General features: G+C 72.5%; 24 protein-coding genes and 1 pseudogene. 15 read left to right on the forward strand and 10 right to left on the reverse strand.

Going from position 1 to position 22,113, the window contains the following annotated elements:
- Positions 1–79 precede the first annotated feature (79 nt).
- From J7E94_RS25465 to hypE, 14 genes are all read left to right on the forward strand, one after another.
- Positions 80–1,135 carry a hydrogenase expression protein HypE gene (locus tag J7E94_RS25465; protein WP_215019125.1) on the forward strand — a complete coding sequence of 352 codons (1,056 nt, stop codon included), beginning with the start codon at positions 80–82 and terminating at the stop codon, positions 1,133–1,135.
- Positions 1,136–1,225: 90 nt separating this feature from the next.
- Positions 1,226–3,010, forward strand: coding sequence for a nickel-dependent hydrogenase large subunit (locus J7E94_RS25470; protein ID WP_215019126.1), 1,785 nt, complete (start codon positions 1,226–1,228; stop codon positions 3,008–3,010).
- Entirely contained in the window at positions 3,007–3,546 is a 540-nt protein-coding gene (locus J7E94_RS25475; protein ID WP_215019127.1) for a hypothetical protein, read from the forward strand. The genes J7E94_RS25470 and J7E94_RS25475 overlap by 4 nt, the downstream gene beginning before the upstream one ends.
- Positions 3,543–4,214, forward strand: a complete 672-nt coding sequence (locus J7E94_RS25480) for a DUF5947 family protein (RefSeq protein WP_374224500.1) — start codon at positions 3,543–3,545, stop codon at positions 4,212–4,214. The genes J7E94_RS25475 and J7E94_RS25480 overlap by 4 nt, the downstream gene beginning before the upstream one ends.
- Complete coding sequence (locus J7E94_RS25485) at positions 4,211–4,915, forward strand: DUF6084 family protein (protein WP_215019128.1); 705 nt, start codon at positions 4,211–4,213, stop codon at positions 4,913–4,915. Before J7E94_RS25480 ends, J7E94_RS25485 begins: the two co-directional genes overlap by 4 nt.
- Positions 4,912–6,342, forward strand: a complete 1,431-nt coding sequence (locus J7E94_RS25490; RefSeq protein WP_215019129.1) for a hypothetical protein — start codon at positions 4,912–4,914, stop codon at positions 6,340–6,342. The genes J7E94_RS25485 and J7E94_RS25490 overlap by 4 nt, the downstream gene beginning before the upstream one ends.
- Positions 6,339–6,911 (forward strand): hydrogenase maturation protease, encoded by a 573-nt coding sequence (locus tag J7E94_RS25495; RefSeq protein WP_215019130.1) that lies wholly within the window; start codon positions 6,339–6,341, stop codon positions 6,909–6,911. Before J7E94_RS25490 ends, J7E94_RS25495 begins: the two co-directional genes overlap by 4 nt.
- A complete protein-coding gene (locus J7E94_RS36030; protein ID WP_374224501.1) occupies positions 6,908–7,012 on the forward strand; it encodes a hypothetical protein in 105 nt (34 codons plus the stop codon). The genes J7E94_RS25495 and J7E94_RS36030 overlap by 4 nt, the downstream gene beginning before the upstream one ends.
- 114 nt (positions 7,013–7,126) lie before the next feature.
- Complete coding sequence (locus tag J7E94_RS25500; protein ID WP_215019131.1) at positions 7,127–7,522, forward strand: hydrogenase maturation nickel metallochaperone HypA; 396 nt, start codon at positions 7,127–7,129, stop codon at positions 7,520–7,522.
- A gap of 3 nt (positions 7,523–7,525) precedes the next feature.
- Positions 7,526–8,302: a hydrogenase nickel incorporation protein HypB gene (gene hypB, locus J7E94_RS25505; protein ID WP_215019132.1), complete on the forward strand. Its 777-nt coding sequence runs from the start codon at positions 7,526–7,528 to the stop codon at positions 8,300–8,302.
- Complete coding sequence (hypF, locus tag J7E94_RS25510) at positions 8,302–10,704, forward strand: carbamoyltransferase HypF (protein WP_215019133.1); 2,403 nt, start codon at positions 8,302–8,304, stop codon at positions 10,702–10,704. The genes hypB and hypF overlap by 1 nt, the downstream gene beginning before the upstream one ends.
- Positions 10,673–11,005 (forward strand): HypC/HybG/HupF family hydrogenase formation chaperone, encoded by a 333-nt coding sequence (locus J7E94_RS25515; RefSeq protein WP_215019134.1) that lies wholly within the window; start codon positions 10,673–10,675, stop codon positions 11,003–11,005. The genes hypF and J7E94_RS25515 overlap by 32 nt, the downstream gene beginning before the upstream one ends.
- Positions 11,002–12,135, forward strand: coding sequence for a hydrogenase formation protein HypD (hypD, locus tag J7E94_RS25520; protein WP_215019135.1), 1,134 nt, complete (start codon positions 11,002–11,004; stop codon positions 12,133–12,135). Before J7E94_RS25515 ends, hypD begins: the two co-directional genes overlap by 4 nt.
- A gap of 100 nt (positions 12,136–12,235) precedes the next feature.
- Positions 12,236–13,225 (forward strand): hydrogenase expression/formation protein HypE, encoded by a 990-nt coding sequence (gene hypE / locus J7E94_RS25525; RefSeq protein WP_374224502.1) that lies wholly within the window; start codon positions 12,236–12,238, stop codon positions 13,223–13,225.
- Positions 13,226–13,405: 180 nt separating this feature from the next.
- Here the strand turns inward: hypE and J7E94_RS25530 are convergent, their stop codons facing one another.
- The 9 genes and pseudogenes from J7E94_RS25530 to J7E94_RS25570 form a co-directional block, all read right to left on the reverse strand.
- Complete coding sequence (locus J7E94_RS25530) at positions 13,406–13,777, reverse strand: hypothetical protein (RefSeq protein WP_215019136.1); 372 nt, start codon at positions 13,775–13,777, stop codon at positions 13,406–13,408.
- A 41-nt stretch (positions 13,778–13,818) separates the two neighbouring features.
- Positions 13,819–14,052 (reverse strand): hypothetical protein, encoded by a 234-nt coding sequence (locus tag J7E94_RS25535; RefSeq protein WP_215019137.1) that lies wholly within the window; start codon positions 14,050–14,052, stop codon positions 13,819–13,821.
- A 173-nt stretch (positions 14,053–14,225) separates the two neighbouring features.
- Entirely contained in the window at positions 14,226–15,338 is a 1,113-nt protein-coding gene (locus J7E94_RS25540; RefSeq protein ID WP_215019138.1) for an ABC transporter substrate-binding protein, read from the reverse strand.
- Between the two features lie 131 nt (positions 15,339–15,469).
- Positions 15,470–16,095 (reverse strand): annotated as a pseudogene (locus J7E94_RS25545) (hypothetical protein).
- A 619-nt stretch (positions 16,096–16,714) separates the two neighbouring features.
- Entirely contained in the window at positions 16,715–17,092 is a 378-nt protein-coding gene (locus tag J7E94_RS25550; RefSeq protein ID WP_215019139.1) for a hypothetical protein, read from the reverse strand.
- A 135-nt stretch (positions 17,093–17,227) separates the two neighbouring features.
- The gene (locus J7E94_RS25555; protein WP_215019140.1) at positions 17,228–18,517 is read right to left on the reverse strand and encodes an MFS transporter; all 1,290 of its coding nucleotides are present in this window, start codon (positions 18,515–18,517) and stop codon (positions 17,228–17,230) included.
- On the reverse strand, positions 18,514–19,608 hold the full coding sequence (locus J7E94_RS25560; RefSeq protein ID WP_215019141.1) for a PLP-dependent cysteine synthase family protein: 1,095 nt from the start codon (positions 19,606–19,608) through the stop codon (positions 18,514–18,516). The genes J7E94_RS25555 and J7E94_RS25560 overlap by 4 nt, the downstream gene beginning before the upstream one ends.
- 76 nt (positions 19,609–19,684) lie before the next feature.
- On the reverse strand, positions 19,685–20,149 hold the full coding sequence (locus J7E94_RS25565) for a hypothetical protein (RefSeq protein ID WP_215019142.1): 465 nt from the start codon (positions 20,147–20,149) through the stop codon (positions 19,685–19,687).
- 185 nt (positions 20,150–20,334) lie between these two features.
- Positions 20,335–20,715: a hypothetical protein gene (locus J7E94_RS25570; RefSeq protein WP_215019143.1), complete on the reverse strand. Its 381-nt coding sequence runs from the start codon at positions 20,713–20,715 to the stop codon at positions 20,335–20,337.
- A 342-nt stretch (positions 20,716–21,057) separates the two neighbouring features.
- On the opposite strand from J7E94_RS25570, the gene J7E94_RS25575 reads away from it, so the two are divergent.
- Positions 21,058–21,336, forward strand: coding sequence for a hypothetical protein (locus tag J7E94_RS25575; protein ID WP_215019144.1), 279 nt, complete (start codon positions 21,058–21,060; stop codon positions 21,334–21,336).
- Between the two features lie 43 nt (positions 21,337–21,379).
- Here the strand turns inward: J7E94_RS25575 and J7E94_RS25580 are convergent, their stop codons facing one another.
- Positions 21,380–22,030, reverse strand: a complete 651-nt coding sequence (locus J7E94_RS25580) for a DUF305 domain-containing protein (protein WP_215019145.1) — start codon at positions 22,028–22,030, stop codon at positions 21,380–21,382.
- Positions 22,031–22,113: the final 83 nt, after the last annotated feature.

Consider the following 22,113-nt stretch of genomic DNA (forward strand, 5'->3'; position numbering starts at 1 on the left):
GCCGGAGAGGCCGCCTCCACCGCACACCCGGCCCCCCGGCCCCACCCCCCTCCGCATCCCTCCCCAAGGAGCGATCCTCATGGATGCAGCAACGCCCAGCACGGTAGAGGACCCCCCGATCCACATCCTCTGGATCAACGCCGGACTGAGCTGCGACGGCGACTCGGTGTCCCTGACGGCAGCGATGCAGCCCAGCATCGAGGAGATCGTCACGGGCACGCTCCCCGGCCTGCCAAAAATCGCCGTGCACTGGCCGCTGATCGACTTCGAATGCGGCCCGGTCGGCGGCGCGGACACCTTCATCGAATGGTTCTTCCAGGGGGAGCGCGGCGAGATCGACCCCTTCGTGCTCGTCGTCGAAGGGTCGATCCCCAACGAGAAGATCAAGCCCGAGGGCTACTGGTGCGGCTTCGGCGACAACCCCGAGACCGGCCAGCCCATCACCACCAGCGAGTGGATCGACCGGCTCGCGCCCAAGGCCCTCGCCGTCGTGGCGATCGGCACCTGCGCCACGTACGGCGGCATCCACGCGATGGAGGGCAACCCCACGGGCGCCATGGGCGTGCCCGACTACCTGGGCTGGGACTGGACCTCGAAGGCCGGCATCCCGATCGTGTGCGTGCCGGGCTGCCCGATCCAGCCGGACAACTTCTCCGAGACGCTCACCTACCTGCTCTACCAGGCGGCCGGCTCCGCCCCGATGATCCCGCTCGACGACAAACTCCGCCCGACCTGGCTGTTCGGCGCCACCGTGCACGAGGGGTGCGACCGCGCCGGCTACTACGAGCAGGGCCAGTTCGCCCAGACCTACGACTCCCCGCAATGCCTGGTCAAGATCGGCTGCTGGGGTCCCGTCGTCAAGTGCAACGTCCCCAAGCGCGGCTGGATGAACGGGATCGGCGGCTGTCCGAACGTCGGCGGCATCTGCATCGCCTGCACGATGCCCGGCTTCCCCGACAAGTTCATGCCGTTCATGGACGAGCCCCCCGGCGCCAGGGTGTCCGCGACGGCGAGCGGCGCGTACGGAGTCCTGATCCGCAAGCTCCGCTCGCTCACCGGCCGCACCGTGGACAAGGAGCCGAAGTGGCGCCACACGGGCCGGCAGCTGACCACCGGCTACCGCCCGCCCTGGTGACCCCGGCCGCAGGCCCGGTCCTCCTCCGACCTGCGCCTGCCTGGCACACGTTCCCCGCTCCCGTTTCCAAGAAGGGTCACGGCACACAAGATGACACCGAAGACGAAGGCGGCCGGTGACGGCAGCGGCCTGGTGGAGATGGCCTGGGATCCGATCACGCGGATCGTGGGCAGCCTCGGCATCCACACGAAGATCGACTTCAAGCAGAAGCGGGTCGCGGAGTGCTACAGCACCTCCTCGGTCTTCCGCGGCTACAGCGTCTTCATGCGCGGCAAGGACCCCCGCGACGCGCACTTCATCACCAGCCGCATCTGCGGGATCTGCGGCGACAACCACGCCACCTGCTCCGTGTACACGCAGAACATGGCCTACGGGGTGAAGCCGCCCCACCTCGCCGAGTGGATCATCAACCTGGGCGAGGCGGCGGAGTACATGTTCGACCACAACATCTTCCAGGAGAACCTGGTCGGGGTCGACTACTGCGAGAAGATGGTCCGCGAGACCAACCCGGGCGTCCTCGAACTGGCCGAGCGCACCGAGGCCCCGCACGCAGGCGACCACGGCTACCGCACCATCGCCGACATCATGCGCTCGCTCAACCCCATCGAGGGCGAGTTCTACCGCGAGGCCCTCCAGGTCAGCCGCTACACCCGCGAGATGTTCTGCCTGATGGAGGGCCGCCACGTGCACCCCTCCACCCTCTACCCGGGCGGCGTGGGCACGATCGCCTCCGTGCAGCTCTTCACCGACTACCTGAGCCGCCTCATGCGGTACGTGGAGTTCATGAAGCGCGTCGTCCCGCTCCACGACGACCTCTTCGACTTCTTCTACGAGGCCTTGCCCGGGTACGAGGAGGTCGGCCGGCGCCGGGTGCTGCTCGGCTGCTGGGGCGCGCTCAACGACCCCGAGTACTGCGACTTCACGTACGCCAACATGACCGACTGGGGACGGAAGATGTTCGTCACCCCCGGCGTGATCGTGGACGGCAAGCTGGTCACCAACGACCTCACCCAGATCAACCTCGGCATCCGCATCCTGCTGGGCAGCTCCTACTACGACGACTGGGCGGGCCAGGAGAAGTTCGTCACCCACGACCCGCTGGGCAACCCGGTCGACGCCCGCCACCCCTGGAACCAGCACACCATCCCCGCCCCGCAGAAGCGCGACTTCGACGACAAGTACAGCTGGGTGATGTCGCCGCGCTGGTTCGACGGCAAGGACCACCTCGCGCTGGACACCGGCGGCGGCCCCATCGCGCGCCTGTGGTCCACCGCCCTGTCCGGGCTCGTCGACGTCGGCTACGTCAAGGCCACCGGGCACAGCGTCGTCATCAACCTGCCGAGGACGATGACCAAGCCCGAGAAGCGCTTCGAGTGGCAGATCCCGAAGTGGAGCAACGCGCTGGAGCGCAACCGCGCCCGCACCTACTTCCAGGCCTACGCGGCCGCCATCGCGCTGCACTGCGCGGAGAAGGGGCTGGCCGAGGTCCGCGCCGGGCGCACCCAGACCTGGGAGAAGTTCGAGGTGCCGGACGAGTCCATCGGCGTCGGCTTCACCGAGGCCGTCCGCGGCGTGCTCTCCCACCACATGGTGATCCGCGACGGCAAGATCGCCAACTACCACCCCTACCCGCCCACCCCGTGGAACGCCAGCACCCGTGACACCTTCGGCACCCCGGGACCGTACGAGGACGCCGTGCAGAACACCCCGATCTTCGAGGAGAACCCCCCGGAGAACTTCAAGGGCATCGACATCATGCGCACCGTGCGCAGCTTCGACCCCTGTCTGCCCTGCGGCGTCCACATGTACGTCGGCGGCGGCAAGACCGTGAAGTCGATGCACGTCCCCACCGGCCTGAGCGGACTGGGCGGATGAGCGCGGGGACGACCGCGGCCCGGGAGGCGGGCCGGCGGGTCGAGGAGGTCCTCGACGGGCTGGCGGCCGCCGGCGACCGGCAGGCCCGCGAGGCCGCCGAGGAACTGGTGCGCACGCTCATGGACTTCTACGGGGCCGGGCTGGCCCGGGTCGTGGAGCGGATCGGCGGACTTCCACCCGGCGCCGACCCGCTCGCCCGGCTGCTCGACGACGAGCTGGTGTCGAGCCTGCTGGTCCTGCACGACCTGCACCCCGAGGACGTGCACACCCGGATCGCCCGCGCCCTGGACGCCGCGGCGCAGCCCGTGGAGCTGGTCGGCTTCGAGGAGGCCGCCGGCACCCTGCGACTGCGGTCCACCGCCACGGGCGGCGGCTGCGGCTGCGGGAGCACCGGCGACGCGGTCCGGCAGCGGATCGAGGACACCGTGGGCGCCTTCGCACCCGAAGTGACCTCCGTGGACCTGGCGGCTGCCGACCCGCAGCCGACCCTGCTCCAGATCGGCACCCGGCCGCAGACCCCGGCGCGGGCTTCGTGAACACGGGCCACCTGGGGGCGGCGCCCGCACCCGCGCGCGGCCTGCGGCGTTTCACCGGGCCGCGCGCACCGCGCCCCGAGACCTGCGAACTGTGCGGGGTGGCGGTGGCCGAGGACGGCCACCGCCACCTGGTGGAGACCGAGAAGCGGGCCCTGGTCTGCGCCTGCACGGGCTGCGCCCTGCTGTTCGAACGGCCGGGCGCGGGCGCGGGGCGCTTCCGCACCGTCCCGGACCGCTACCTGGCCGACCCCGACCACCAGTGGGACGACGGCGCCTGGGAGCTTCTCCAGATCCCGGTCGGCGTCGCCTTCTTCTTCCGCAACGCAGCACTCGACCGGCTCGTCGCGCTCTACCCGAGCCCGGCCGGAGCCACCGAGAGCGAACTCGATCCGGGGACCTGGCAGCGCGTGCTCGGCGCCGGCCGGCTGGCCGGGCTCCTCGAACCCGACGTGGAGGCCCTGCTGCTGCGCCGCAACGAGGGCCGGACCGAGTGCTACCTGGTGCCGATCGACGTCTGCTACGAGCTGGTCGGGCGGATGCGGCTGCTGTGGCAGGGCTTCGACGGCGGAGCCGAGGCCCGCGCCGCGCTGCGGGCCTTCTTCGAAGAGGTCGAACGGCGCTCCCGGGTCGTGCCGTCCCCGGCCGCGGCAGCGGAGGCACGGCCGTGACCGAGTTCGCCTTCGCCTGCACCGGAGTCAGGGCCGACCCGTACGCCGCCGGCCCCACCCTCGTCTTCCGGCTGCGCATCACCGCCTCCGCGGACACCCGCGTCCACGCCCTCGCCCTGCGCTGCCAGCTGCGCATCGAACCGGCCGGGCGGGGCTACGGGCGCGGCGAAGCCGCCGCGCTGCACGACCTGTTCGGCGAGCGCTCCCGGTGGGGCAGCACGCTCCAGCCCCTCCAGTTCGCCCAAGTCGCCGTGATGGTCCCGAGCTTCACGGGGGAGACCGAGACCGAGGTCGCCGTGCCCTGCACCTACGACATGGACATCGCGGCCGCCCGCTACTTCGACGCCCTGGAAGACGGCGAGGCACCGCTGCTGATGCTGTTCTCCGGTACGGCCTTCACCGGGTCCGGGGGCTTCCACGTCGAGCCCGTGCCCTGGGACCGCGAAGCCCCGTACCGGATGCCCGTGGCCGTGTGGCGGGAGATGGTCGAGCAGCACTTCCCCGGCTGCGGCTGGCTCCGCCTGCCGCGCGACACGATGGCGGAACTCCTCGCCTACCGGTCGCGGCACGCGCTCGCCTCCTGGGAGTCGACCGTACGGGCACTCCTGGACGCCGCGGAGGTCAACGAGCCGCCGCCCCCCGACTCCGACCGGGCCGGTGCCCCCGTACTGCAGCGCGTCACCGGGAGGGCGACCCCATGACCACGACATCCCCGCCCGCGGCGAACGCCCGCTTCGCCGCCGCCCGGCAGGTGGCCGATGCCGTCCTGTTCGAGGGGTACGTGCTGTACCCCTACCGGGCCTCGGCGGCCAAGAACCGGCTGCGCTGGCAGTTCGGCGTACTGGTCCCGCCCGTGTGGGGCGCGGCGCACCACGAGCACTCCTTCCAGCGGACCGAGCTGGTCATGGAGCCCAGAGGGGCGGCGACCCTCGCCGTCGAGCTGCGCTTCCTGCACGCGCAGCGGCGTACGGTCGAAGAGGCCCGCGGGGACGGCTCCTTCGCGGCCGTGCCCGAGCTGCACCTGCCCGACCGGGTCCTGGTCCCCTGGGACGAGGGGACCGAGGAGCACGTGAAAATGACCGTCTCCGTGGCCGAGTTGGCGGCCGGAGAGGTCACCCTCGCGTTCGCCCGGCCGGCCCGGACGGAGACCGAGCCCGTCCTCGGCGCCGACGGCCGGGAGCGGGGCCGCCTCGTCCGCCGGACCGAACGGATCGACGGTGTGCTGCGGCTGCGCGCCGAGGAACTCGACGTCCCCTACCGGGCGTTCAAGCTCACGGCCGTCGTGGAGAACACCAGCTCCTGGACCCCGGAGGCGGACGGCGCCGACCGTGACGCGGCCCTGCCGCGGTCGCTGGTCGCCGCCCACCTGCTGCTGGGCCTCGACTCCGGCTCCTTCCTGTCGATGACCGACCCGCCCGAATGGGCCAGGGCCGCCATCGCGACCTGCGAGAACCGGCACACCTGGCCCGTGCTCGCCGGGGAGCCCGGATGCGCGGACGTGGTCCTCTCCTCTCCGATCATCCTCGAAGACCACGCCGCCATCGCCCCCGAGAGTGCCGGGGCCATGTACGACGCCACCGAGATCGACGAGATCCTCGCCCTGCGCACGGCCGCCCTCACCGACCGGGAGAAGCGCGAGGCACGCGGGACGGACGCCCGCGCCGCCGCCGTGATCGACCTGGCCGACTCCATGCCCCCCGAGGTGCTGGAACGCCTGCACGGCGCGGTCCGGGCCCTTCGGGAGATCACCCACCCGGGCCCGCCGGACCGGCCGTCCGCGGCCCCCGGACTCCCCGGGGACGAGGCCGTGTTCAAGCCGGACACCCCCTGGTGGGACCCGGCGCACGCGGACCCGGCCGACCCGGCCCGCGACCGGATCCTGATCGACGGCACGTCAGTGGGCGCGGGCAGCCGCGTCCTGCTGCGTCCGGGCCTGCGCCGCACCGACGCCCAGGACCTGTTCCTCCACGGCCGCACCGCACAGGTCGAGGGGGTCCTGCACGACGTCGACGGGGGAGTGCACCTCGCGGTCACCGTCGAGGGCGACCCCGGGGCCGACATCCGCCGGGAGCAGGGCCGGTTCCTGTACTTCCAGCCCGATGAGGTCACCCCCCTGGAGGACGCGTGAGGGCCCGGACCCTCGTGGCGGGCATCGGCAACGTCTTCCTCGGCGACGACGGCTTCGGCGTCGAGACCGTGCGCGCCCTGGGCGCTCACCCCGTGCCGGACGGGGTGGAGGTGGTGGACTTCGGCGTGCGCGGGATCCACCTCGCCTACCAGCTGCTCGACGGCTACGACACGCTCGTCCTCGTCGACGCCACCGCCCGGGGCGGCGACCCGGGAACGCTCTACCTCATCGACGCCGGTGCGGGCGCCGAGCCCGCGGACCCCCACGGGGCCGGGGATACCGCCGGGGCCGGGGAGAGCGCCGGGCCCGGCGGCGCCGTACTCGACGGGCACCACATGTCCCCCGACGCGGTCCTGGCCCTGCTGGGCACCCTGTGCGCCGGCACCGGCTCCACCCCGCCCCGGCGCACCCTGGTCGTGGGCTGCGAGCCCGCCTCCGTCGAGGAGGGCATCGGCCTGAGCCCGCCCGTGGCCGCGGCCGTACCGCACGCCGTACGCATGGTCCTGGACCTGCTCACGCCCGGGACCCAAGCCCCGAGGCCGCCCCGCGAACTGAGGAGAACCCCATGAAGAAGGCCGTCATCGGCGGGGCGACCGCCGCCGCCCTGGCATGCGTACTGATCCAGATCCTTCCCGACCTCAGGCGCTACCTGCGGATGGTCCGGATGTGACGTGCACGCCCGCCCCGGCGCCCGAATGGCGTACGGGGCGGGCGGGGTGTCGGCGCGCCCGCCCGCGGCGCCTCGGTCCCGCCGGTGTAATGAGCTCCGGCAGGACGGAGTCCGATGCACGAGATGTCGATCGCCATGGCCGTCGTGGGCCAGGTGGAAGAGGCGGCGCGGGCCGGCGGGGCGCGGGCCGTGAGCTCCGTACGGCTCGAGGTCGGAGAGCTGGCGGGCGTGGTCCCCGACTCCCTCGCCTTCTGCTTCGAACTGGCCTGTGCCGGAACGCTCCTCGAGGGCGCCGAGCTCACCACCGAATCCGTCACCGCCCGCGCGCGCTGCGGCTCCTGCACGGGCGAATGGACCGTCGGAATGCCCCCTGACCTGTGCTGCCCCGGATGCGGCAAGGCCACCGCGGTGGAACTGCTCGCGGGCCGCGAGCTGCGGATCCTCAGCGTCCGCTGGGAGGACGGCCCCGCCCACCGCCCCGTACGCGAACCGATCCCCGAGGAGGCCTGAACCATGTGCCGAGTGGTCGACCTGCAGCAGGCGGTGCTCGCCAAGAACGAGGAGGCGGCGCAGGTGCTGCGCGCCGAACTCGCCGCCCGCGGAACCACTGTCGTCAACCTGCTCTCCAGTCCGGGCAGCGGGAAGACGGCACTTCTGGAACGGGAGCTGCTGCTCGCCCGGCAGCAGGGAGTGGCCGTCGCCGCGCTGACCGCCGACCTGGCCACCGAGAACGACGCGGTGCGGCTGGCGCGTTCGGGCGTCCCGGTCAAGCAGGTGCTCACCGACGGGCTCTGCCACCTGGAGGCCGGAATGCTGGGCCGCCACCTCGACGGCTGGCTGCCCGCCGACACCCGGCTGCTGTTCGTGGAGAACGTCGGCAATCTCGTCTGCCCGGCCTCGTACGACCTGGGGGAGTCCCTGCGCGTCGTGCTGGCCTCGGTGACGGAGGGCGAGGACAAACCGCTGAAGTACCCGACGGCCTTCGGACTGGCGCACCTGGTGGTGGTGACCAAGACGGACATCGCGCATGCCGTGGAGTTCGACGAGGCCGCCTTCCGCGCCCACGTCCAACAGGTCAATCCCGGGGTGGAGGTGGTGCTGACCTCGGCGCGCGCGGGCGGGGGCGTGGGAGCACTGCTGAACCGGGCGCTGGCCGTCGGCGCGGGCGGTGCGGTGCACTCGCCCGTCATGGCCCAACAGCCCCACCCGCACGCCCACCCTCACCACGAGGGCCCTTCACACGTGCATCCGCATCCGCACCAGGACCCCGCCGTGGCACAGGCCCGGTGATGGAGGCAGTCCAGCGCCGCCGGATCCTCGTCCGCGGGGTGGTGCAGGGCGTCGGCTTCCGCCCGTACGTGTACACCCGCGCGACCGGGCTCGGCCTCGCCGGGCACGTCACCAACACCCCCGAGGGCGTCGTCGCCGAGGTCGAAGGCGCGCCCGCCGCCGTATCCGCCTTCTGCGAGCGGCTCGCCGCGGAGGCCCCGCCGCTCGCCGTCGTGGACGCCGTCGACCACTGCGAGGTCCCGGTCGCGGGCGGTGCGGGCTTCACCATCGTCGCCTCCCGCTCCGGCGGGCCCGCGCGCACACTCGTCTCCCCGGACGTGGCCACCTGCGCCGACTGCCTCGCCGAGCTGGCGGACCCGGCCGACCGGCGCCACCGGCACCCCTTCATCACCTGCACCCACTGCGGGCCCCGCTTCACCATCGTCACCGGGCTGCCGTACGACCGGGCCCACACCACCATGGCCCGGTTCCCGATGTGCTCCGACTGCGCCCGGGAGTACGCCGACCCGGCCGACCGGCGGTTCCACGCCCAGCCGGTGGCCTGCCCGGCCTGCGGGCCCCGGCTGCGACTCCTCGCCGGGGCTCCGCCGCGGGAGGTGGCGGGCGCCGACCCGGTGGCGCAGGCCCGCCGGCTGCTGGCCGAGGGGGCGATCCTCGCGGTCAAGGGCCTCGGCGGCTACCACCTGGCATGCGACGCCACCCGGCCGGCGGCCGTGGCCGAGCTGCGGCGCCGCAAGGCCCGCGGGGACAAGCCGTTCGCCCTGATGGTCCGCTCCCTGACCGACATCGAACCCCTGGTACACCTCGACCCGGTCGCACGGGCCCTGCTCACCGGTCCGGCCCGGCCCATCGTGCTGCTGCGCCGGCGCCCGGAGCCGGCTGCCGCGACGGCCGCGGCCATCGCGGACGGGGTCGCCCCGCGCTGTCCGGACCTCGGTGTGATGCTCCCGTACACGCCCGTCCACCACCTGCTGCTCGGACTCCCCGGCGACCCGCCCGGCCCCCGCCTGCTCGTGATGACCAGCGGCAACCTGTCCGGCGAGCCCATCGTCACCGACGACGCCGAGGCCCTGGAGCGCCTCGGCCGGCTCGCCGACGCCTGGCTCACGCACGACCGCCCCATCCACGTTCCGTGCGACGACTCCGTGGTGCGCGTCTGCGACGGCGAACCGCTGACCGTACGCCGCTCGCGCGGCCACGCCCCGCTGCCCCTGACGCTGCCGCTGCCCGTACCGGCGACGCTCGCCGTCGGGGGAGACCTCAAGAACGCCTTCTGCCTGGGCGAGGGCCGCAAGGCCTGGCTGTCCGCGCACATCGGCGACATGGACGATTTGGCCACCCAGGAGGTCTTCGAACGCGCCGAGCGGCAGTTGGAGTCGATCACCGGCGTGACGCCGGGACTGCTCGCCGCCGACCGGCACCCCCGCTACCGCTCCGCGCAGTGGGCCGGGCGGCAGGCGGGCGCGCGCCCGCTGGTCCGCGTCCAGCACCACCACGCGCACATCGCGTCGGCGATGGCAGAACACGGACTGGACGGAACCCACCGGGTGATCGGGATCGCCTTCGACGGCACCGGCTACGGCGACGACGGGGCGGTGTGGGGCGGTGAGACCCTGCTCGCCGACTACACCGGGTACACCCGCTTCGCGCACCTCGCGTACGTGCCCCTCCCGGGCGGCGACGCCGCCGTGCGGCGCCCCTACCGCATGGCGCTGGCGCACCTGTGGGCGGCGGGCATCGACTGGACCCCGGACCTGCCGCCCGTGGCGGCCTGCCCGGACGACGAACTGCGGGTGCTGCGCCGCCAGTTGGAACGGAATCTGAACTGCGCGCCCACGTCCAGCATGGGACGCCTCTTCGATGCCGTGTCCTCCCTGGCCGGCGTCTGCCACCACGCCGGATACGAGGCCCAGGCCGCCGTCGAACTGGAGGCGGCCGCCCTCGCAGGGACCGACGGGGTCCCGGATCCGGCGTACCGGTTCGCCGTGCGCCACCCGGAGCCCGGCACCGGCGATCCGGTCACCGCCGACCCGGCCCCCCTGCTGGCCGCCGTGGTGGCCGATGTACGCGCGGGCGCCGCGCCGCCGCTGATCGCCGCCCGGTTCCACGCCGCGGTCGCCGCCCTCGTCGGCGCACTCTGCGTCTCGGCGCGCGAACGGCACGGGCTCGACACCGTGGCGCTGACCGGCGGAGTCCTCGCCAACACCCTGCTCTCGTCGGCCTGTTCGCGGCTGCTGCGAGAGGACGGCTTCACCGTACTGCGCCACCACCGGGTCCCCCCGAACGACGGGGGACTGGCACTCGGCCAGCTCATGGTGGCGGCTGCGGCTGCGGCCCCTGCCACGGAAAACCCACAGCAAGGAGACGCCCATGTGCCTGGCGGTACCCGGCAGAGTGATTGACATCGGGGAGCAGGACGGCACCCGCATGGCCACGGTCGACTTCGGCGGCGTGGTCAAGGAGGTGTGCCTGGAATACCTGCCGGACCTCCAGGTCGGTGAGTACGCCATCGTCCACGTCGGGTTCGCCCTGCAGCGCCTGGACGAGGAGTCTGCCCGGAAGACCCTCGAACTCTTCGCCGAACTCGGCATGCTCCAGGAGGAGTTCGGCGACCCCTGGGAGACCGCCGCCGAGGCGGGCGGCGCCCCCTGGCCCTTCACCGACGACCCGGAAGACGTCCCGCAGGAGGCGGCGCAGCAGTGAAGTACATCGAGGAGTTCCAGGACCCGGCCCTCGCCCGCCGGCTGCTCGACGACATCCACGCCACCGTGACCCGGCCCTGGGCGCTGATGGAGGTCTGCGGGGGCCAGACCCATACCATCATCCGTCACGGCATCGACCAACTGCTGCCCGAACAAGTCGAGTTGATCCACGGACCCGGGTGCCCGGTGTGCGTGACCCCGCTGGAGGTCATCGACAAGGCCCTGGAGATCGCCTCCCGCCCCGGTGTTGTCTTCTGCTCCTTCGGCGACATGCTCCGCGTCCCCGGGACCGGCCGCGACCTCTTCCAGGTGCGCAGCGAGGGCGGTGACGTACGGGTCGTCTACTCCCCGCTCGACGCCCTGCGGATCGCCCGGCAGAACCCGGACCGCGAGGTGGTGTTCTTCGGCATCGGCTTCGAAACCACGGCGCCGCCCAATGCGATGACGGTCCATCAGGCGAAGCGGCTAGGCATTGCGAACTTCAGCCTGCTCGTATCCCACGTCCGGGTCCCCCCGGCGATCGAGGCGATCATGACCTCCCCGAGCTGCCGCGTCCAGGCCTTCCTGGCCGCCGGGCACGTGTGCAGTGTGATGGGCACGGCCGAGTACCCGGAGCTGGCCGCCCGCCACCGCGTCCCGATCGTGGTGACCGGCTTCGAGCCGCTGGACATCCTGGAAGGTGTACGCCGGGCCGTACACCAGCTGGAGCGGGGAGAGCACACCGTCGACAACGCCTACGCGCGCGCCGTCCGTTCCGAGGGGAACCCGGCCGCCCTCGCCATGCTGGAGGACGTCTTCGAGGTCACCGACCGCGCCTGGCGCGGAATCGGAGTGATCCCGGACAGCGGGTGGCGGCTGTCCGACCGCTACCGGGAATTCGACGCCGAGCACCGCTTCTCGGTGTCCGGCATCACCACGCGGGAGCCGGCCGAGTGCCGCAGCGGCGAGGTGCTCCAAGGCCTCATCAAGCCGCACGAGTGCGAGGCCTTCGGTACCACCTGCACCCCGCGCACCCCGCTCGGCGCCACCATGGTCTCCAGCGAGGGCGCGTGCGCCGCGTACTACCTCTACCGGCGCCTGGACATCCCCACCGCCACGAAGGCCCCGCTGGAGGCGAGCCCCGTTGTCTGAGACCGCACTGGACGCCGCAACCGCCCCGGACTCCGAGTCCGTACTGGACGTCACCGGATGGACCTGCCCGGCCCCGCTGCGCGACCGGCCCCGCGTGGTGATGGGCCACGGGGGCGGCGGCGCGCTCTCCGCCGAGCTCGTGCAGCACCTCTTCGCCCCCGCCTTCGGCGGGGAGGTGCTCGCCCAGCTCGGCGACGCGGCCGCGGTCACCCTCGGCGGGGCCCGCCTGGCCTTCTCCACCGACTCGTACGTGGTGCGGCCGCTGTTCTTCCCCGGCGGCAGCATCGGAGACCTCGCGGTCAACGGCACCGTCAACGACCTGGCCATGAGCGGAGCCCGGGCCGCCTACCTCTCCTGCGGATTCATCCTGGAGGAAGGCGTCGAGATCTCCGTGGTGGCCAGGGTCGCCGAAGCGCTCGGCGCGGCCGCGCGCGCCGCCGGCGTCGAGGTGGCGACCGGCGACACCAAGGTCGTGGAATCCGGCCACGGCGACGGCATCTACCTCAACACCGCCGGCATCGGGCTGATCCCCGACGGGGTGGACCTGCGCCCGCAGCGCGTCGTACCCGGCGATGTCGTCATCGTCAGCGGCGAGATCGGGCTGCACGGCGTGGCCATCATGAGCGTCCGCGAGGGCCTCGGCTTCGGCGTGGAGATCGAGAGCGACTGCGCGCCGCTCGGCGGGCTCGTGCAGGCGATGCTCGCGGTCACCCCAGACCTGCACGTCCTGCGTGATCCCACCCGCGGGGGCCTGGCCGCCGCCCTGAACGAGATCGCGGCCGCCTCCGGCACCGGGGTCGTGCTCCAGGAGAGCCGGGTGCCGGTCCCCGACGCCGTGGCCAATGCCTGCGCGATCCTCGGCCTCGATCCCTTCTACGTGGCCAACGAGGGCAAGCTGGTGGCGTTCGTACCCCGCGAACACGCCGAAGCGGTACTCGACGCGATGCACGCCCACCCGCTCGGCCGCCGCGCCGCGGTGATCGGCGAGGCGGTCGAGGCCCATCCCGGCCTGGTCGTGGCCCGCACCGGCCTCGGCGGCACCCGCGTGGTCGACCTGCCGCTCGGGGAGCAGCTGCCCAGGATCTGCTGACGCCGCACGCGTATGGGCGGTGTCCCTTTCGGGCCCCCTGGCCCGCCTGCTTGGGGTGCGGCGGCCCGCGGACAGCGGCGGTGCGGAGCCCGGCGGGAAGGGAGGGGTTAGCGGCCGTGGGGCCCGGCCGGGCCCCACGGCCATCGCCGTCCACATGTGGCCCCCGTTTCCGGGGCGGCGCTACAGCTCCTCCATCCGGATCGCGGACTTCAGGTCCTCGTGGGCCTCGCCCCGCTTGCCCTCCTGCTGCTCCAGGAGCGCCGCGGCGATGGCGTCGAGCTTGCGCTGGATGGCGTGCTCGGCGCGCTGCTCGGAGTTCTTCAGCAAGGCCAGCAGCAGCAAGGCCACCGCGCTGATCGCGTCGCCCGCGAGGTGCTGCCACTCGTAGGCCAGGCCCAGGACGTGGACCACCACGAGGCCGGCCACCAAGGCCACGCACAGGAGGGAGAAGGCGGCCGAGCTCGTGAAATTCGAGGCCAGCTCGGCGAGCCTCTCGAAGAGGCCGGCCCGCCCTCGGTCCCCGCTCTTCTCCGCCGGGTGTCGAAAGGCCATGGCGTGCGCTTACCCGCCGCGGCCCGGCCCACACCCCGCGGCTACGCGGGCTCCTTTCGGCTGCTCGGATCGGCCCACGCCTGCAGTGCCGTTCCGAAGGCGGTCATGCAGGGGTCGCAGTAGCGTTCGGTTGCCGCTGTGACCGCAGGCTCGGCGGCGGTCGCATGCGGTGCGAGGCGGCCTCCGCAGAGGGTGCCGGCGATGGTGTCCTTGGCAACGACGTGCCAGATCAGTTCGCATGGGTCGTCGGTGGACTCGGCGCGCATCTCGTACATGGGCGTGCCTTTCTGCGAGTGAGCGGGGTGGGTACCTGCCCCAGTTTCATGAGAGGGCCGTCCGTCCCAAAGGGCTAGCCGGAGTAGGCCATCGGAGGGAAAAGTGGCTGCCGGGGGTTTGACCGCCTGCACACGTACCCCGGAGGTCGCGGCACGGATCGCTCCGCTTCCCCTCAGCCGGCGTGAAGGATCCGGAAGCGCTCGGGTTCCGCCGGATCTCGATCAACGACTTGGATGGGCGTCCAAGCCCATTGCCACACGCTGATGCCCGGCGTGCGGGAGAACCGGATCTGCCCGCGGGTGCCTTCGACTGCGACGCGCGGCCAGGATTCGGCAAGGCGCGCCCGGTCCGCGCCGTGAGAACGCAGCACATCGGCGAGGACGACGACCGTGTCGTAGCCCTCGAAGGCGACGAAGGAGGGCGCTTCGCCCAACCGCTCGCGCAGGGCCGTCTCGACTCGTGCACCGAGTGGGCCGAGGCGCTCGGGCAGGTAGCGCAGGAACGGGATCGCGGCGCTGTCGTCGCCCAGCAACGTCGCCCATTCGGCGAACTCCGGTTGCCCGGCCGGAGCACCCATCATGATCTCGGCAAGGCGCTCGTCACGGCGGACCGACTTGACGATCGACACTGCGGGCTCCGGGAAGCCGGTCAACAGAAGGAGGGCTGTCGCGCGATTGCCGACGAGCTCGTCACACACGGCCGTGGGGGCGAGCGCACGTACATCGAGTTCGATGACGGTGCCGCCGCGTGGAGCGAGGTAGTCACGCAGAATGCGGGCCCCAGCGGCCCAGTAGACACTCGGCTCGGCTGCTACGGCGATTCGGCTGTGGCCCGCGCCGAGGAGGAAGTCCGCGTAGATCTGCCAGCCGTGGGACTGCGCCGGGGCGAGGCGCGCGACCCATTCCGTCGGCTGTTCCGTGAGCGCGTCGAGAACCGCTGACGAGCAGAGGAACGGCAGGCCGAGGGCGTCGGCCCTGGCGGCAGCGGCGCGAGCGACGACGCTGTGATACTCCCCCGCCAAGGCGGCCACGCCCAGGCGGGCCAATTCATCCACGGCCGCTGCGGCCCGCTGGGGATCAGCCGCGGTGTCTCGGACCACCAGTTCGAGTGGTCTTCCGCCGATCCCGCCGGCCTCGTTGACTTCGCCGACGGCCAGCTCGAGTCCAGCGAGCAAGTGCCGGCCTGCCTCGACCCAGCCAGGCCGAGTCAGCGGAACGAGAGCGCCGATCCGGACGGATGATCCGTCAGTCCGCTCCGATCCAGGTGACGATGGTGGCGTATTCATGCGTTGGCGTCTCCCGTGTGACGTTCGGTTGCAGTTCGTCCGGATCGCAGAATGGCAAGGCCCGGTAGTACGCGTTCGTCTTGTCTCATCTCGCCGTGGTGGACGCACCTGGGTGGCCATGCCCCAAGCGTTCAGCCTGGGATGAGTGCGTCCCACTGGTCTCGGGTCGGGCCGTCGTGCTGCGGCGAGAAGTCCGGGTGCGCGGTCAGCCAGGCGGTGACGTGTCGGTCCACTTCGTCGGTGCCGTAGGCGTCGTGGGCTGGTCGCAGGAGACGTACCTGGGCTCGGGCTCTCATGACGACGGGATCGTCGAAGGCGCAGGCGGCCAGGGCAGCAGCCCGCCGGTCTGAGGGTGGTGCGCTCTCGGCGAGGCGTTGCTCGTTGGCACGGCCGGCCGTCACCTGCGCGTCGAACCACGGGCGGAGGGCGGCCTCCAGCACGATGCGGCGGGTGCGCAGGGTCACCAGTCCTCATCGCCGGCCCGATGCGGCGGATGCTCGCCGAACCAGTCGAACTCGTGGTACTCCCGGGCTCCGCGTGCCAGCAGGTCCGCGTAGACATCAGGGGTCTCGGTGCGCAACACGGTGCGTACGGGCGCGAGGAGCGAGTGGGGCTGGGTGGCCTGCGGGATCCGGGGTCTGTCCCAGTGGAAGAAGTCCTGGTTCAGGTCCTCTCCGGCCTGCCGGGCGTCCTGCTCGAACAACGTGACCGTATGGCCCCGCCGGCCAAGCGTGAGCGCCGTCCCCAGCCCGCTGATACCCCCACCGATCGCCGCAACCCGCCACTGAGCCCCCCTTCGCGTCGTGTTGCGGAGCGAGCCTACTGCTTGGCGATCTTCGGTCGAGCACCGGCGTCGTCCGAGCCGCCGACTACGCGGAGAGCGTGGCCGAGGGCTACGGGTACGGCCCCGACCTCCAGGCTCACCTGGCGGCTCCTCAGCCCCCGCCGGGGCGTCACACTGGCCACAGTGCTGATGGCCGTGGAGGCGTGACGGAGCCCCCGCTCGCCGAACACCGCGATCGGCAAGCAGGGGCTTCCTGCACCACGCCCGCTGTGACAGCGAGAGCCGCCAAGCAGTCCAGGGGCGGGTGTCCGTGGCCGGTGGACCCATGGTCGACCGGGTGGGGCGGGCCTGTCTGGACACAGTGAATCACCCACGAGGCGAATATGCCAGGCTGGCCTGCATTTGCGCTAGAGGAATCGCGCTCTGCCTTGCGGCTGCCGGTCAGGATGGTGTCGTGTCCGTAGCGTTGATGGCCACCAGTCCCTTCGCGCCCATGCCGTACACCCGTCCGCCGCCCGCCCGGATCGGGACCTGGCTGTACGTCACGGTCCGTTCGGCTCGGACGTCCAACGGGCTTGGCCGCCCTGGGTGTTCAGCACCCACATCCGGCCGCTCGAACGGGGTGGGATGCTGCCCCAGCGCCTGTTCCGGCGACATGTAGGGCGCCGAGCCGATCAGCGATCCGGTGGAGGTGAGCGCCGTCCCGTCGGTGGTCGATCACGTGCGGCCCGTCCAGGGCCAGGAGGACGTTCGCCGGCCTCAGGTCCCGGTGGATCACCCCGGCTCCGTGCACCGAGACCGGCGCCTCCGCGAGGCCGGCCGTCAGCATCCGCAACGCGTCCTCGGGCAGCGGTCCGTGGGCCCCGGCCGCCGAGTGCAGCGAGAGGCCGACGACGAACGAGGTCGCCATCCACGGAACTTCGGCGTCGGTGTCGGCGTCCACCACCGGGGCCGTGAACGCCCCTGACACCTGCCGCGCCCCCGCGCATCCGCACTTGGGACGGCGGGCCGTCAGACGCGCGCTACAGGAGACGGCGCCGAGGGGCGGGCGGTGTGACGCGCCCGCCCCTCGGCCACCGGTGATGCGGTCAGACGGCCGGGGCGATCAGACGGTCGCGGGTGCGGACCGGGACTGCGGCGCCGGCGGCGCGAGGCGGCCGGTGCGGTGCAGTGCGTACAGTGCGCCGCCGCACACGAGGCCGAGCGCGCACAGCGCCAGCCACGGCAGCGCGGACATCCCGGCGTCGCGCGCCGCGTCCAGCGCCACGCCCGTGAGGAGGTTGCCGAGGGTGATGCCGACCCCGCAGATGGTGTTGTACAGCCCGTAGTGGGTGGCCACGAGCCGGTCGTCGGCCAGCCGGACGATCGTGTCCATCTCGAACGGGTACGCGATCATCGTGCCGAGCGCCAGCAGCAGCGCGGACAGCGCGGGCGGTACGGAGGCCAGCAGCCACAGCCCCGGCCCGCCGCCCGGCACCGGCACGGCCGAGGCCAGGAGCAGGGGTACGAACGCCACCCCCATGGTCAGCAGGCCCCACACCAGGGCCCGGCCGGGCTCGGTCCTGGCCTTGCACCACGCGGTCACCTTCGTCTGGAAGAGGATCGTGCTCAGCCCGGAGACGGCGAACAGCACCGCCACCGCTGCCGTGCCGAACCGCCCTTCTCCGCCCAGGCGCCGGACCTCCAGGGGGAGGGCGAGGTAGACCTGGAAGGACATGACGTACGAGCCGGTCATGGCCATGGAGAAGAGCAGGAACGGGCGGTTGGAGAAGATCCCGCGCCACTGGGTGAGGACGCCCTCGGCGGTCCTCCTGTCCGCCGCCCGTCGCGCGGGCAGCGCCCGGATCTGTACGAGGCTCAGCACCGCGAAGATCCCCGATGCCACCAGGCAGGTCACGCTGAAGTCGACCCCGGTGAGCACCATCCCCACCAGGGGGCCGAGCAGGATTCCGGCCTGGTAGAAGACGTTGAACAGGGCGAACGCCTCCACCCTGCGCTCTCCCGCGTCGGCGGCGAGGTAGGCGCGGGACGCGGGGTTGAACAGGGCCCCGGCCAGCCCCGTCGCCGCGGAGGCCGCGAGCAGGGCGGGTACGGACTCCACGAGCCCCAGGACCGCGAAGCCGGCGGTGCGCAGCACGAGTCCCGCGATGATCATCGGTTTGTAGCCGAGCCGGTCGGCCAGGGTTCCGCCGATCAGGAACATGCCCTGCTGGCTGAAGTTGCGGACGCCGAGGATCAGCCCGACCAGCCAGCCGGCGAGCCCCAGCGGGCCCGCCAGGTGGGTGGCGAGGTAGGGCATGAGCATGTAGAAGCCGAGGTTGATGGTGAACTGGTTCACCATCAGCAGTCGGACGCTCCGCTCGTAGGTGCGGACCTGTGCGAGGGTCCCCTTCACCGCGCCTGCTCCTCGGAGCCGAGCGTGAGCGGGTCGACCACCGCCGTGCAGCGGGTCCAGCGGGTGACCTCCTTCTCGTCCAGGCGGCCGATGAGATCCGGTTCGGACGCCGGCGGGGCGTCGAGCAGGCCGTGGGCGCGGCAGTAGTCGTCGTCGTAGACGGTGCCGAGGTAGCGCTGCGGGCCGTCCGGGAAGACCGCCGCGATGCGGGTGTCCTCGGGCAGGGACCGAGCCGTCCAGCCCGCGACCAGAGCGACCGCGCCGACGCTCCATCCGCCGGTGGCGTAGTGGGAGCCCGCCAGCCGGCGGCAGGCCCACACGGCTTCCGCCGGGGAGACCCAGTGGACCTCGTCGAAGTTCTCGTAGGCGACGTTCCGGGGGTAGATGCTGGAGCCGAGGCCGCGCATCAGCCGGGGCCGGGCAGGCTGCCCGAAGATCGTCGAGCCGATGGTGTCGACGCCGACCAGCGTCAGGTCGGGATACAGCCGGCGCAGCGCGCGGGAGATGCCCGCGGAGTGGCCGCCGGTGCCCACGCTGCACACCAGGACGTCGATGTGCTGGAGCGCGGTGGCGAGTTCGAGCGCCAGGGGCGTGTAGGCCGTGGTGTTGTCGGGGTTGTTGTACTGGTCGGGGCACCAGGAGTCCGGGTGCCGCGCCAGCAGGTGGCTGACCCGGTCGCGGCGGGCCTGCTGCCAGCCGCCGGTCGCGTGCGGTTCGGCGACCACGTTGACCTGGGCCCCGTAGGCGGCGAGCAGCCGGGTCATGGAGGCCTCCAGGCCGGGGTCGGTCACCAGGGTGACCGGGTGGCCGTACACCATGCCCGCGAGGGCGAGGCCGAGCCCGAGGGTGCCGCTGGTGGACTCGATGATGCGCGCGCCCGGCTTGAGGTCGCCGCGGGCGCGGGCGCGTTCGACCATGTGCAGGCCGGGGCGGTCCTTGATTCCGCCCGGGTTGAAGCCCTCCAGCTTGGCCCAGAAGCCGCGGCCGGCCGGTGCGAGGGGCTCGGAGATCCGCAGCAGGGGGGTGTTGCCGACGAGTGCGGACAGGGCGGAGCGCGTGGCGGATGACGTGTCGCTGATCGAGGAATGCATGACTGCGCTTTCGTTCGGTGATACGCGTCGGGTACTCGTTCGGGAGCCGCTGGGAACGGCTGCGTGACCGAGTGGCCTAGATGCGCCACCGACAGACGCTGGTGAGCGTGGTGCGGCCCGGGCGGGCTATGGCGGTTCTGCGGCGGGAGCCGGGGGCAGCCGAGGGCGCGTCCGCCGTCGGCTGCCCGGGTGTCATGGCGGGCGTCAAGGCGAGGACCGGACCGGCCGGGTGCGGGGGCTCGCCTTGGGCGGCCTGGGCGGGCAGACCGGGGAAGGTGCACGCGGCGCCGTGGTCGTGCCGGGGCCGCTCGGGTGCGTGCTGCTGGGGGTCGGCGGAGGCGGAGGCGGGCGCGGAGGTGGACGCGGGCGCGGGCGCGGGGCCGGGCGCGGAGGTGGAGGTGGGCGCGAACGCGCCGAGGGAGAGATGGCCGTGCGTGTCGCCGGACAGGTAGGAGGAGCAGTGGACCGCTGCGAGCAGCAGCCCGCTCATCAGGCAGGCGAGCAGGGCGCGCGGCCAGGGCGCGGAGTGGTGGCGAGGCACAGTTCCTCCGTACAACAGTCACTGCCGCGCCCAGGTGGGCCGGAAGTGTCGTCGGCGGTTCTCGTCGGCTGCGCGCGGTCGCGGGTGTCGGGGTGTCAGATCCTGAAGGTCTCTGAACATATCGCCCTGTTATGGGCATATCCCGCAGCGCGTCGAGTGTCGTCGGATGCGACGGATGCGACGGCCTACATCTGGAGGACGGCTCGCACTACGGGGTGTGCCGGGGCGGGACAGGCTGACCGCCCCTGATCCGCGGCGAGCGCGGGGGAGCGGCCCGGAAGGGCGGACTTCACACGGAGGGCGGCAGAGGCGGCGGTGCGCGGTGTGGCCGCGTCATGTGCGGCCGCCGGTTGCGGCGAGAGCGGCGCGCAGTCATGCGAGGGCCCGTGGTGGTCTTCGCCGGCAGGGGCGCCGGCGGCCACGGGGGAGGCGGAGGTGGGGCTTCCCGGCTCGCTGTTGTGCGGGCACAGGAAGCCCAGGATCAGCAGGGCCAGCGCGAGGATCACCAGCCGACCCGCGGACGGGCGGATCGGCCGACCGCCGGAGCGCGGCCAAGCTGTAACCATGCCGTGATCATACGGGGTCTTGTGGGAGAGCCGGGAACGCTCGCAAGAAGTAGGGGCGAACAACTCACCGGCGCGCCAAGCCTCTTGGAGAAACCTACGACCCTGGGCTGTCCTGTGCGCACCGGAAGGAGGCCGCTGCGTGACGGACGATCAGGAGCCGTCGGCCGGTGCCCGGCGAGCACACTGCCGGCAGCCCCATGCCGCGCCCCCGACCCGTACGGCGGACAGCCCTCGGCCCCGAGGGCTGTGGCGCGTCACCCTGACCCTGGCTCCGTAGCCGGTGGCGAGGCCCCGCGCGCGGGCCGTGGCTACGCTGGAAGCGGGCAGAGGGAGGCCGCACCGATGAGACGACGCCATCACTTCCACATCGATCACGCCGGGCACTCCATCAGTGCCAACGTCCAGACCGGCCACACCACCGTCGTGGAGGTCCTCGTCGACGGCAAGGAGGGCGGCTACGCCACGACGCCCGACGACCACCCCCTGACGGTGCAGGTGGAGCTGCCGACCGATCCGCCGACGCAGGTCTCCGTACGCGCGACGCCCGGCCCCGGCGTGCCGCGCTGCCTCCTGGAGGCGCCGGGGGCCGAGCCCCACATCATGTCGCCGCGCCGGTACTGACGGGCCGGCCGGCCCGAGGGGTGGTCCCTCGGGCCGGCGGTGCTCAGCTCTTGCCGAGGAGCGTGTTCATACGGGTGATCTCGGCGCTCTGAGAGGTGATGATGGCGCCGGCCATGTCCTTGGCGGGCTGGTACGAGCCGCCGGACTGCTCGGTCTTGGCCATGGCGACGGCGCCCTCGTGGTGCTTGACCATCAGCTGGAGGAACGCCGTGTCGAAGGCCTTGCCGGAGGTCTTCTCCAGGCCGTCCATCTCCTCGGCCGTCATCATCCCGGACGTGGGCATGTCGTGCCCGCCGTGACCGTCGTGGCCGCCGCCTTCCGCGGGGACCTGCTCGCCCCACGCGGTCAGCCAGCCGGTCAGGGTCGTGATCTCCGGGTCCTGGGCCTTCTTGATCTCGTCGGCGAGCGCCTTGACCTCGGCCGATTCGGCGCGCGTCGCGGCGAGGCCGGCCATCTCCACGGCCTGCCGGTGGTGGGGGATCATCCCCTGCGCGAAGGCGGTGTCGGCCGCGTTGTGGGCGCCCTGCTGCGGGGCGGCGGAGGCGGAAGGCGAGGCGGAGGCGTTGTGGCCGCCGCTGTGGGCCGACCCGCTGTCGTTGGCGCCGCTGCCGCCACAGGCGGCGAGGACGAGGGCGGCGGTGGTGGCCGCGGCCACGGCGGTGGCGCGACGGATGAGGGAACGGTTGGCGGTCATGCTGGTGCTGCTCCTGGTGTGAGGGGCACGCGCACGCAGGGCGTGCCGAGGAAAGGGCCTTGGCCGAGAGGAGGCGCGGCCGT

Origin of the sequence: Streptomyces sp. ISL-94 (assembly GCF_018614075.1) — a bacterium.
Classification (GTDB): Bacteria; Actinomycetota; Actinomycetes; order Streptomycetales; family Streptomycetaceae; genus Streptomyces.

Bases quoted from the DNA above. Each gene is read 5' to 3' on its own strand.
- J7E94_RS36030 (WP_374224501.1), top strand. From the start codon at position 6,908: ATGAAGAAGGCCGTCATCGGCGGGGCGACCGCCGCCGCCCTGGCATGC.
- hypB (WP_215019132.1), top strand. From the start codon at position 7,526: ATGTGCCGAGTGGTCGACCTGCAGCAGGCGGTGCTCGCCAAGAACGAG.
- J7E94_RS25535 (WP_215019137.1), bottom strand. From the start codon at position 14,052: ATGTACGAGATGCGCGCCGAGTCCACCGACGACCCATGCGAACTGATC.
- J7E94_RS25470 (WP_215019126.1), top strand. From the start codon at position 1,226: ATGACACCGAAGACGAAGGCGGCCGGTGACGGCAGCGGCCTGGTGGAG.
- J7E94_RS25575 (WP_215019144.1), top strand. From the start codon at position 21,058: ATGAGACGACGCCATCACTTCCACATCGATCACGCCGGGCACTCCATC.
- hypE (WP_374224502.1), top strand. From the start codon at position 12,236: ATGGGCCACGGGGGCGGCGGCGCGCTCTCCGCCGAGCTCGTGCAGCAC.
- J7E94_RS25560 (WP_215019141.1), bottom strand. From the start codon at position 19,608: ATGCATTCCTCGATCAGCGACACGTCATCCGCCACGCGCTCCGCCCTG.
- J7E94_RS25490 (WP_215019129.1), top strand. From the start codon at position 4,912: ATGACCACGACATCCCCGCCCGCGGCGAACGCCCGCTTCGCCGCCGCC.
- J7E94_RS25465 (WP_215019125.1), top strand. From the start codon at position 80: ATGGATGCAGCAACGCCCAGCACGGTAGAGGACCCCCCGATCCACATC.
- J7E94_RS25540 (WP_215019138.1), bottom strand. From the start codon at position 15,338: ATGAATACGCCACCATCGTCACCTGGATCGGAGCGGACTGACGGATCA.
- hypF (WP_215019133.1), top strand. From the start codon at position 8,302: ATGGAGGCAGTCCAGCGCCGCCGGATCCTCGTCCGCGGGGTGGTGCAG.
- J7E94_RS25580 (WP_215019145.1), bottom strand. From the start codon at position 22,030: ATGACCGCCAACCGTTCCCTCATCCGTCGCGCCACCGCCGTGGCCGCG.
- J7E94_RS25530 (WP_215019136.1), bottom strand. From the start codon at position 13,777: ATGGCCTTTCGACACCCGGCGGAGAAGAGCGGGGACCGAGGGCGGGCC.
- J7E94_RS25475 (WP_215019127.1), top strand. From the start codon at position 3,007: ATGAGCGCGGGGACGACCGCGGCCCGGGAGGCGGGCCGGCGGGTCGAG.
- J7E94_RS25500 (WP_215019131.1), top strand. From the start codon at position 7,127: ATGCACGAGATGTCGATCGCCATGGCCGTCGTGGGCCAGGTGGAAGAG.
- J7E94_RS25570 (WP_215019143.1), bottom strand. From the start codon at position 20,715: ATGGTTACAGCTTGGCCGCGCTCCGGCGGTCGGCCGATCCGCCCGTCC.
- J7E94_RS25515 (WP_215019134.1), top strand. From the start codon at position 10,673: ATGTGCCTGGCGGTACCCGGCAGAGTGATTGACATCGGGGAGCAGGAC.